The following is a 10,632-nucleotide window of genomic DNA, read 5'->3' as shown; positions in this document are numbered from 1 at the left end:
GCTGCTGGCCGACCTCGATGCGAGCGACTTCATCTTCTGAGGAACGCGTAAAATTGCCGACAGGAACATTGTCTGCGGCTTCACCTTTTTGAAATTCCCCCCTATGACAGGGGGGAATTATTTTTTGCAGTGAGCATTGAGGTTTGTTGATGTTTCGATCGTTCAAGACGCCTTATACTCTCCCGCAACGGAGGGCGTATTATTGAACCGCCTTGCCGAGTACAAAGTCACCGAAAAAAAGGCTGAAGCCGCGAAAAGCACCGGCGGCGACACAGCAGCCATTCTGCGGCAGTCCAACGTGAAGGTCATTTTCGAACACGACGGCGAAGCGCACCTTGACCGGACCGTGGCACTGGTGAATCGCACCAACCAGCGGAATTTCACAAAGAACCGGCTGCCCGACGTGGCCAATCTGGAGCAGAGCAAGCGGCTGGCGCACAATACGACCGCCGAAGTCGTCATGAGCCTTGCGACAGAACGTGGTCCCCTGCATTTCGCGGACCCGAACAAGCTGTCACATCCTTATCATCAACGTCTGAACACAGCGCTCAAAAATGTGGCAAAGGGCCGCGGCAATGTCATGTTGCGGGACCCGGCGGCGTTGATCGACGGTACAGAGGACATGATCGACCTCAACCATTTCAAACCCGATGTATATCATCGGATGTACCGCGCCACGCAGGACCGGTTCACAAGTGCCAAAGCTGCCTAAGCAGCAAAGAAGACGTCAGATCGGAAATCGACTAATGCCCAAGACCTTCAACAACCTCTTTCTGAGCATCGGTGCCATGAAAGCCGGGACAACCTGGCTGTATGCCGTTCTGGCACAGCACCCCGCGCTCCACTTTGCGCTGGAGAAAGAGATCCACTATTTTTACCACAAGTACGTGGACAAGAATATGCTGAGCGAAAAGTACCGGCTGACAGAGGCAAAGAACCGGTACTTGATGCGGTATGACCCCGAAAAAGCGAATATCGACGCGATCCAGAAAAACCTGCATTGGATCAGCGCCTATCTGAACCGGCCGGTAGACGATTTCTGGTATCGCAACCTGTTCCAGATGCGCGACCGCGAGATTTATGCCTGCGACTTCTCGAACCTCAATGCCCAGCTTCCGGTGGAGGCATGGCCGCAAATTTCGGCAAAATGCAGCAATCTCAGGGTGCTGTATACCATGCGCGACCCGATCAAGAGGTTGTGGAGCCATGCCAAGTTCCACCTTCAGATCACCGGCAGCGTGGACAAACTGAACACATGGAGCCCTGATCAGTTCAATGAATTCGTGCGCCGACCGCATATCTGGCGAAACGCCGAATACGGTCAGGTTCTGCGCACCATGCGTGAGGGGCTGGACCCCAAACAGCGAAAAGTCATCTTTTATGAGGACATCCATGCGGACCAGCGTGGGATGTTGCGGCAGATTGAAGAATTTCTGGGCCTTCCAGCCTTTAATTACTCCCAAGCGATCCTCGACCGCCGGTTTACCGAAAGCGTCAAACACGAGATGCCTGCATTCTTCCCCGAGCTGTTTTCAGACGACATCAAGCGCATACGCTCGGAAATCGAAGCCGAAGGATTCACTTTGCCTGAAAAATGGGGCTGACGGGCCCACGGCTGGATCATATCGCTCAAAAGTAGGAATCGGTGTTGAGTTCCTTGGATGGCGAAATCAAGAAGTTGGAGCGCGTCGTGTGGCTGTAAAAGAGCGCGGCACGCTCTAGCCGGTTTATTTGTCCATCATTTCGCGGTGGTAGCGCCGGAGCAGAAAAAGCCCTGCCATCATTGTGACCAGGCCCACCAATATCGGATAGGCGACTGAGACAAAGTTTGGATGATAGAACGGATAGTACCCGTCTCGCATCATACCGACGATATGTACGAGCGGATTGTACCAGAGGTAGTTGGAGTAAGGCTCTGGAACGGCTTCAAACAAAAAGAAAACGCATGAAATGATAAATAACGGCCGGTTCAGAATTGCCCAGGCGGTCTGCCAGATCGGGTATGATAGAATCAGGAAGGAATTCAATGTGCCGATCCCGGTCGCCAGAAATATGAGCATGGTGTAGGCGGTCACGATCTTCGTAAAATCAAAGGTCGTCGGTACGTTGGAGATCGAAAGAATGAAGATCACGACGATGCAGTTCACTGACAATTGCGTGACCAGGCCCAGCAGAAGCCTCGCGATAAGCGCATCAACGAAAGTCACCCTGGGATAGGCCAGCAGCGCCCGACTGAATTGCATTGACTGGCCCAGCTTTCCCGACAGATCCCCATACATCAAAAGCGGCAAGATGCCGGTGGCGTAGAAAAGGGAGAAAACAGTCCCGAGTGGTGGTGATCTGAAGCCGATCGAAAAAATGACTGTCAGCAAAGCGATACCGGCCGCCGGTTCAAGAACGGCCCAGACATACCCGCCGGGCGAACGCCCATAGGTGGTTGTAATTTCCCGAAGGACCAGCGCCATGATTGCTCTGAAGGAAGCGAATGGCGTTCGCTGTTCACGCAGGTCGGCTGTTTGATCTGTCGACATCGGGCCATCCCTCCAGTCTGGATACCACCTGCGTTCTGATGTAACGGTACGCGGGATAAGGCAAGTTCTTAAAACAGAAAAGACATCCCAATGGCTGAACCCAAAGCGCAAACTCCCAAGCCGGCCGGAAACGTTCAGCCGAACACACCGAACAAAACAGCCGCAAAAGCGGAAAATCAAGCGGGCCAGCCTGCATCAAGAGCAGTGCCGGACGCCGCGAAACCGTCAGCACCTGCGCAAAACCCGAAGCCGCAGAATCCGGCACCTGCTGCCAAGCCGGCCCCGCCCAGGCCGGCCACCGGTGCCAAGGTTGATTCCGATCTGGCAGAACCCGCGCCCCCACGTCAGCAGCCCGGAGAGGCCAAGATCTCTGTTGGAAGGACCGCCATTCCGGCGCAAACCAAGGGCCGCCACGTCTTTTTGCTGTCTTCCTTTGTGTTTGTCGTCCTTGTGCCTGCGTTCTTCACGGCTTTCTACCTTTGGACCCGAGCGGCGGATCAATACGCATCCGACGTAGGATTTTCCGTTCGGACGGAGGAAAAGAGTTCGGCCATCGAGCTTCTGGGCGGCATAACGGAATTGTCCGGCTCCAGTTCATCGGACACGGATATTCTCTACGCGTTCCTGTCCAGTCAGGAATTGGTCCGCAAGGTCAATGCCGAGGTTGATCTGCGTGCAATCTGGTCCCGTGTCGATGTGGAACAGGACCCCTTCTTTGCCTTTGATCCGTCGGGAACGATTGAAGATCTCCAGGATCATTGGGACCAGATGATTTCTATTGTCTATGACAGCGGTACGAGCCTGATTGACTTGGAGGTTCTGGCCTTTGATCCGGTGGATGCGCAGAAAATTGCGCAGGCCATCCTTGATGAGTGTGATTCCATGATCAACGCGCTGTCCAGCATCGCCCGGCAGGACTCCATCAAATACACGCTGGAGGAACTGGAAAACGCAGTTGAAAGGCTGAAGAATGCCCGCCGGACACTGACGGAGTTCCGCAACAGGACCCAGATCGTCGACCCCAGCATCGACACCCAGAATCAGATGGGTCTGCTCGTCACCCTGCAGCAGCAGCTGGCGGATTCGCTGATCGAGTACGATTTGTTGCAAGACACCACGCGCGAAAATGACCCCCGTGTTACGCAGGCCGAACGCCGGATCGAGGTGATCAACGCACGAATCGCATCCGAACGGCGCAAGCTTGGCATCGGTGAAGAGGGCGGCAGTGGTGAAGCCTTTGCCAACCTTGTTGGCGAATACGAGGGTTTGATCGTGGACCGCGAATTTGCCGAACAGGCCTATACAGCCGCCCTGGCCGCTCATGACGGCGCGCTGGCAGAGGTCCGCAAGCAAAGCAGATACCTTGCGGCCCATGTGAAGCCGACATTGGCCGAAAAGTCGGAACACCCCAAACGGATCAAGATCATGTTGTTCCTGTTGCTGTTCAGCTTCTTCGTATGGGCGATCCTGTGCCTGGTCTTCTACAGCTTGCGGGACCGCAAGTAGGAGCGTCCGATGATCCAGTTGGAAAACCTGACGAAGTATTTTCGGACGCGAAGAGGCTATCAGACCATCGTCGAGAACCTGACCGCGACGTTTCCGACCGGGGTGTCGATTGCCTTGCTGGGGCGCAACGGTGCGGGCAAGAGCACTCTGCTGAAGCTCATTGCCGGGACAATCCGGCCGACCTCGGGGCGGGTGTTGTCAACGGGAAGCATCTCTTATCCCGTTGGCTTTGCCGGGTCTTTTCACCCTGATTTGACCGGCGCGCAGAATACCCGGTTTGTCGCCCGGCTGTACGGATACGACACGGACAGCCTGCTTGAGTTCGTGACCGAGTTTGCCGAACTGGGCGGGCATATGCACATGCCCTTGCGGACCTATTCCTCTGGCATGCGGGCGCGCCTTTCATTCGGGGTCTCCATGGGGATTCCGTTCGATACATATCTGGTGGACGAGGTGACGGCGGTCGGCGATGGAGCCTTTCGCGCGAAATCGGCTGCTGTTTTCGATGATCGCATGGAGAGATCGGGCGCCATCGTCGTAACCCACTCGCCCCCGATGGTGCGCCGGATGTGTAACATGGCCTGCGTCCTTGAAAACGGTGATCTCCAGTTTTTCGAGGACATCGAAGAGGCACTGGAGCTGCACGAGATGCAGATGAAGCAGCCGCCGAACCGGTAATCAGCCCTCCAACAGCCGATGCAACAAGGTCCGCGCCCTTTCATCAAAGACGCCCGGTGACCATTCGCGTTGCCAGACCGTTCTGATCTGCTGCCGCAGACTGCGGTCGGCGCTTCGCGCATTGTGCAGAAATTCGGCAATCTGTTTTCCGGCGGCTTCCAGATCAGAAGAGTCGAACTTGATCCCCAACGGATGCCTGGCGACCAGCGCATCTGCGCCCTCGAAGTCGGCCAGGATGATGGGCAGCCCAGCCTCAAAGGCCTCAAGTGTGCCGATGGGCGTTCCTTCGTAGCGGGATGTCAGCAAATAGGCGTCTGCGGCCCTCAGCAAGGGCCGAACATCCTGCACCGGTCCGACACAATAGATCCGCGCGCGCGCGTCCGCGGAGACAAGGCCGGCGATTTCGGCCTGAAACTCTGCGGTGTCGGTTCCAGTACCGCACAGCATCAGCGAAGTGTCTTCCGGCAAGTGGTTCATCAGCTGCACAGCACATGCGTAGTTCTTCTGTCGACCGGCGCGTCCGGTCATCACCAGGGTGGGGTCCTTCGGGCGGGCAAATGGCGGCAGTTCGCCCAGGTCGGAACAATTCGGCAGCACATGAATGCCATGACGCGCCAGGCGCCTAGCCCCGATCATTTCGCGCGCACGATCAGCCATATCCTGGGAGAGGAATATGATGTTGGTTGGCGGGCAGGCACGCAGCAAGGCCTTTTCCAGTGTCAGGGACAGGAAGCTGGCGTAGGGTTTGTGACCCTTTCCAAAGGGCAATCCGTGAATGGTAAATGCGGTGGCACCGTCGGGCCGCCAAAGCCTCAGCGCCAAGGCCATGCGCCCCATCAGAGAGGGAAACCGGGGGTGAATCCAGGTGAGCGCCGCCTGTGACCCGCGCAGGAATCCCAGAAAGCCGCGCCAACCGCGCCACATATGCCCCAGCGACAGCCTGCTGCTGAGGCCGTTCAAAGCTATGTGGCGGGTTCCCAGTTCTGTCAGCGCATCATAACCGCCAAGGTTGATGTCGCTTACCACCGTCACATCTGCAATGCCGTCGAAAGCCTTGGCGAGATGGCAGATATGGCGCGGCACTCCTGAGGGGATGCCCTCCCCTCCGACAAGAAGGACGTTTGGCAATGGATCAGATTCGGCCAAGGCTTGCGGCCCCCCAGAAACCGATATTGCCCAGGACAGTTTGCCGATAAGGTCCAATGCGGTGCAATCCAGTCAGCCTGGGCAAGATCGAGGCACCGCGTGCAGAAGAGAATTCATCGAGGATTTTCCGATTCTCCTCGGTCAGCAAGCTGCGCGCCTGACCCAGCGCCGCGATATTGCTTTGCAGCCGGTCAGAGAAGGCACCACGCAGAACCGCCAGTTTGCGTCTGACCTGTTGTGTCAGGCTATGTCCTGCGCCGATCACGTTGGCGTCATGTTGCCGGTACAGCAGGCAGGGGGGCCCGTTGTCAAAGATGACCCGGCCTCCGGCACCGGTGATCAGAAGGTAGAGCCACCAGTCATGGGCAAAGACGCGGTCGGTCACCTGCGCGGCCTCTCTGGCAAGGCGCGCTGCCGCAGGATTGAGCAAAATTGCATTTCCCGATGCAACGTTTTCAATCAGGGCGTTGCGAAAACAGCATGACCGCCCGATCAGGGGTGACGGGTGTCGCTGGTCTGTTTCCGGCCGCCAATACCAGCTGCGCGCCGCATAAAGCGTTGGTGTCTGGCCACTGTCGCGCAGCGCCGCCATGCCGCGCGCCACCTTGTCCGGCATCCATATGTCATCCTGATCGGCAAATCCGACATGGTTCGGATCGTCGGGAAGGTCGCGTATCAACTGCATGAAATTGGCAGAAAACCCCTGTTCAGGGCCTGTTTTGACAACGACCTGTCCGGGGTGATCCGCGGCAAAGGCCCTCAAGACCGATGCAGTGTCATCGGTTGAACCGTCGTCGCTGAAGATCACCTGCCAATGCGGGTAGGTCTGTTCCGAGATGCTTTTGAGTTGTTCAGGCAGGAACGCGGCACCGTTGTGAACACCCATCAACAGGGTCACATCCTTGGAAGGCAGGAGGTTATCGGGGGGCGTCATGCGGTATGTCCGTCCATTCCGGGACCACGAATGGTGTAGATATTCGGCCTGAACTAGACTATCCGTGCCGCGGCGGAAAGCTCAAGGGAACACTTTTGTGGCAAGACTTTTCAGACTTAATTTGATCCGACGTTTTATTTCCAGTTATCGCGAAGAAGGACCAGGAGAAGCATTCCGCAAGGCGCGCACTTACACCGGGATGAAGTTGCGCAAACTGGGTGCGGGTACGATTGGTCAGACGGCGCAGGGAATTGCGCGATCTGACGACCAATACCTGCATGGCATTTGGCAGGATCTTGCCCGCAAAGAGGCGTTTCATATCATGACGGCCCCCGCCGTTTTGCAGAAACGCCGCCAGATTGCGATGATCGGTGATCTGAATTTGCCGCAGTGCCGCAAGTATCGGGTGGAGCAATTGGCAGCGTTCTGGCAGGGGCGCGGTGTCGATTTCGAATTTTCGCATTACCAGGATGTTCCCCGCGCGTCGCGTATCATGCAGAACGCAACGCATCTGATGGAATATCGCCTGCAAACCATGCCGGTGACCGAAATGTTCCGCTACGAGGCCCGGCGGCTGCGGTTGCCGGTGCTGTACGATCTGGACGATCCCCTGTTCTCTGTCTCTGCCTATGAAACCTACCGCAACATGGAATCCGTCGGCGATAAACTGAAGGCGCATTTCCTTTCGGAAGCGCCAAAATACCTTGGCATGATGAACGGCGCGGACATTCTGCAGGTGTCGACACCGGGCATGGTGGAACATACCGGGCTTTACACCGCCAGGCCCGTCCACCTGCGCAGGAATTTTGCGGATCAGGAAACCTTGGATGCGGGGCGTCTGGCGATTGCGACCCGCCCCGAAGACGATGGTATTTTTCGTGTCGCCTTTGCGAGCGGTTCACAGGGCCACGAGATTGATCTGGCCGAAATTCTGGAGCCGCTGGCGGCCTTCATCATGGATGATCCCAACCGCCGTCTGATGCTGATTGGTCATTTCAAACCCGAACACCTGCCAGAGGGTCTGATCCAACAGGTGGAAACGACAAAGTTCGGGACCTATGCCCTTTATCTCGAAGCGCTTGCGCGGGCGAATTGCGCGGTGATGCCGCTGTGCGATGATATTTTCAACCGCTGCAAGTCTGCCGTGCGGGTGCTGGATGCCTCTGCGGTGGCCGTACCTTCGCTGGTGGGGACGGTCGGGGATCTGGCCGCAGTGGTAAAGCATGGCAAAACGGGCTTTGTTTCTGCCCGACCCTCTGACTGGATCGACGCATTGGAAACGCTGGCGGCCGATCCCGCGTTGCAGCGCAAAATGGGACAGGCTGCACGGGACGAGTTGGAGGCCCGTTGGCACGGATCAGACGGGGCGCACATCATTTCGCCCGAAATCCTGAAGTGGGTCGAGGCATGAGCGCACCCCATATTCTGCTCGCGAATGTCTTTTTCGCGCCGTTCTCCTATGGTGGTGCGACCGTGGTGGCAGAACAGGTCGCCCATGCCCTGATCAGAAACCATGACTACCGGGTGACCGCCGTTTCCATGTGCTGCCGCTATGATCTGGCCCCTTACGTTGTGGTCAAGTCAGAGCAGAATGGCATCACAAACTACCTGATCAACGTGCCGGCCAGCCGTAGTTATGGCGAGCTTTACGATAACCCCAACGTGACATCGCGACTGGCGGAGCTGATGGCAACGCTGCAACCGGACCTTGTGCATGCCCATTGCATCCAGGATATGGGCACCGGCATCCTGACCGCTGCGGCAACACAGAATGTACCTGTTATTCTCAGCATTCATGACTTCTGGTGGATCTGCGACCGTCAATTCATGATCAAGGTGGATCAGCAGTATTGCGGTCAAAACCCGGTCCGCATCGAACAATGCAAAGGCTGTGTTGATAATTTCTGGGCGGCAAAGATGCGGTTTGACCATGTTCAGAAAATCGCCGAGAAAGCGGCGCGCATTACCTACCCAAGCAGTTTTGCTCTGGATCTGTGCGAGGCTTCCGGTCTGGCACCCGGCAGCGGGGTGGTATGGGAAAACGGGGTGCACCACCCGAAGCAGGATTTTTTCCAGCGGCAGGCAAAACGCCGGGAAAAGGACAACCGGCTGAGCTTTGGATTTGTCGGCGGGCCATCACAGATCAAGGGCTGGCCATTGATCAAACGGGCGTTTGCCGACCTCGATACCGATGACTTCCGCATGGTCCTGGTGGACGGATCGCTGGATGGCACCTGGTGGAAGGACCATACGTTCAAAGACCTGCCCGGCGACTGGGAAGTGCATCCGAGGTTCTCGCAAGAGAAGATGGACGATTTCTATGCCGAAATCGACGTGTTGCTGTTCATGTCGCAGTGGAAAGAGACCTTTGGCCTGGCCATTCGCGAAGCGCTGGCCCGTGGCATTGCCGTGATCCAGACCGACAGCGGCGGCACAACGGAACATGGTGCGGTTTCTTCCGACAGGTTGATTCCGATCGGCGCACCGGCAAGCCAGTTGAAAACTCAGATCAAAGAGATGATCAACGGGCATCCCCGCGAACAGGCCGTGCATTCAGTCGCCAGTTTTGACGACCAAGCGCGGGAATTCGATACCATCGTCGGCGACGTTCTGGCCGAGGTCAAAAGATGAAGTCGCTTGCGTCCAGGTCACCGAGGTCGGTTTGCACCAGACGGATCGAGCTGCTGCCACCGGATTCGATGATCACGTCCGAACCGGCCTGACGGGCATCTGCCAGCACATCTGCGAAAGCTGCGAACCGGGACAGGTGGGAAAAGTCGATCAATTCCAACGCGCTTGTCGCATCGAAATCCGCGATCACATCATGGCCGTGGTTGTCGGCAAAGACAAATGTGTCGGCATTGAAATTGCCACTCAGCGTGTCATTGCCCGCCCCGCCGATCAAGGTGTCAAAACCGGCGTTGCCATAGATCGTGTCGTTCCCGGTGCCGCCATCAACGATGTCATTGCCGGTTCCGCCAAAGAAGCGGTCGCCACCTTCGCCGCCCCAAAGGGTGTCGTTGCCCTCCTGCCCGAAGTGGCCATCGCCTGCGTCACCGCCTGAAAGCATGTCGTCGCCGGTGCCACCAAACAGCCGGTCAAGGCCCGGACCTCCCAGCAGCGTGTCGTTCCCGGCCTCGCCATATAGGTTGTCGGCCTGATGGCCGCCGTCCAGAACATCGTCGCCATCGCCGCCGTTCAGCAGGTCGAAACCACCATTGCCGAAAAGGGTATCGTTGCCTGCCTCGCCAAAAATGCCGTCGACGCTCAAGCCAAAGTTGATCCCGGCACTGATCCAGTCGTTGCCGTCCCCGCCAAAGACCCGGTCTGGGGTGGAACCGGACCAGATGGTGTCATCGCCCGCCCCGCCGTAAATCCAGTCATATCCGGAGCCGCCAAGGATGATGTCGTTTCCATTCCCGCCAAGGATCGAATCCGCGCCATCGCCCCCGGACAGCGAATCCGCGCCATCGCCCCCGGTGAGGGTGTCGAACCCGTTTCCGCCCAGCAGCAGGTCATTGTCGCCGCCACCATGGATCAGGTCATTGCCGCCACCGCCGCTGACCCGGTCATCACCCGCACCGGATTCGATGGTGTCGTTGCCCGCGTTTCCAAAAACACCATCCGCATTGCCTGTCGTGCGGATCATGTCCGGGGTATTTGATGCGTTCAGGTCTCCTGGGCGGCGCGTCAAGGTCAGGTTCGGTTCATTAACCCAGGCCGGATGTGTCGGCGCTTCGCCGGGCATTTGTGTATCGGTAGGGCTTGTCGGCTGAGTTGGTTCAGGGTCCGGCGGTGTCGGTGTCGGTGTCGGTGTCGGTGTCGGTGTCGGTGTCG

At 57.4% G+C, this 10,632-nt stretch carries 10 protein-coding genes; 6 read left to right on the top strand and 4 right to left on the bottom strand.

All coding sequences use genetic code 11. From position 1 onward, the window contains the following. The first annotated feature begins 202 nt into the window (after nucleotides 1-202). Together A8B82_RS17380 and A8B82_RS17375 are read left to right on the top strand one after the other, a co-directional pair. On the top strand, nucleotides 203-712 hold the full coding sequence (locus tag A8B82_RS17380; RefSeq protein ID WP_067295255.1) for a hypothetical protein: 510 nt from the start codon (nucleotides 203-205) through the stop codon (nucleotides 710-712). Nucleotides 713-746: 34 nt separating this feature from the next. Beyond that, nucleotides 747-1,604, top strand: coding sequence for a sulfotransferase family protein (locus A8B82_RS17375; RefSeq protein ID WP_067295253.1), 858 nt, complete (start codon nucleotides 747-749; stop codon nucleotides 1,602-1,604). A 123-nt stretch (nucleotides 1,605-1,727) separates the two neighbouring features. Here the strand turns inward: A8B82_RS17375 and A8B82_RS17370 are convergent, their stop codons facing one another. Then, nucleotides 1,728-2,531: an ABC transporter permease gene (locus A8B82_RS17370; RefSeq protein WP_082899354.1), complete on the bottom strand. Its 804-nt coding sequence runs from the start codon at nucleotides 2,529-2,531 to the stop codon at nucleotides 1,728-1,730. Between the two features lie 420 nt (nucleotides 2,532-2,951). On the opposite strand from A8B82_RS17370, the gene A8B82_RS17365 reads away from it, so the two are divergent. Both A8B82_RS17365 and A8B82_RS17360 read left to right on the top strand, forming a co-directional pair. Then, nucleotides 2,952-4,037, top strand: coding sequence for a capsule biosynthesis protein (locus A8B82_RS17365; protein WP_235604723.1), 1,086 nt, complete (start codon nucleotides 2,952-2,954; stop codon nucleotides 4,035-4,037). A 9-nt stretch (nucleotides 4,038-4,046) separates the two neighbouring features. Then, entirely contained in the window at nucleotides 4,047-4,715 is a 669-nt protein-coding gene (locus A8B82_RS17360; protein ID WP_067295250.1) for an ABC transporter ATP-binding protein, read from the top strand. Here the strand turns inward: A8B82_RS17360 and A8B82_RS17355 are convergent, their stop codons facing one another. Next, nucleotides 4,716-5,798: a glycosyltransferase family 4 protein gene (locus tag A8B82_RS17355; RefSeq protein WP_067295247.1), complete on the bottom strand. Its 1,083-nt coding sequence runs from the start codon at nucleotides 5,796-5,798 to the stop codon at nucleotides 4,716-4,718. Nucleotides 5,799-5,847: 49 nt separating this feature from the next. Next, on the bottom strand, nucleotides 5,848-6,795 hold the full coding sequence (locus tag A8B82_RS17350; RefSeq protein ID WP_067295244.1) for a glycosyltransferase: 948 nt from the start codon (nucleotides 6,793-6,795) through the stop codon (nucleotides 5,848-5,850). 199 nt (nucleotides 6,796-6,994) lie between these two features. Between A8B82_RS17350 and A8B82_RS17345 the strand changes: the two genes are divergently transcribed. Together A8B82_RS17345 and A8B82_RS17340 are read left to right on the top strand one after the other, a co-directional pair. Then, nucleotides 6,995-8,206: a glycosyltransferase gene (locus A8B82_RS17345; protein WP_067295241.1), complete on the top strand. Its 1,212-nt coding sequence runs from the start codon at nucleotides 6,995-6,997 to the stop codon at nucleotides 8,204-8,206. Then, complete coding sequence (locus A8B82_RS17340) at nucleotides 8,203-9,426, top strand: glycosyltransferase (RefSeq protein ID WP_067295240.1); 1,224 nt, start codon at nucleotides 8,203-8,205, stop codon at nucleotides 9,424-9,426. Before A8B82_RS17345 ends, A8B82_RS17340 begins: the two co-directional genes overlap by 4 nt. Here A8B82_RS17340 and A8B82_RS17335 read toward each other — a convergent pair. Further along, on the bottom strand, nucleotides 9,416-10,632 hold a 1,217-nt coding region (locus tag A8B82_RS17335), incomplete at its 5' end, for a calcium-binding protein (RefSeq protein WP_268873835.1). The two genes, A8B82_RS17340 and A8B82_RS17335, sit on opposite strands and share 11 nt — an antisense overlap.

Origin of the sequence: Sulfitobacter sp. EhC04 (assembly GCF_001650875.1) — a bacterium.
GTDB lineage: Bacteria > Pseudomonadota > Alphaproteobacteria > Rhodobacterales > Rhodobacteraceae > Sulfitobacter.
The sequence above is the reverse complement of the archived record's forward strand: the minus strand, read 5'-3'. Positions and strand labels throughout refer to the sequence as shown.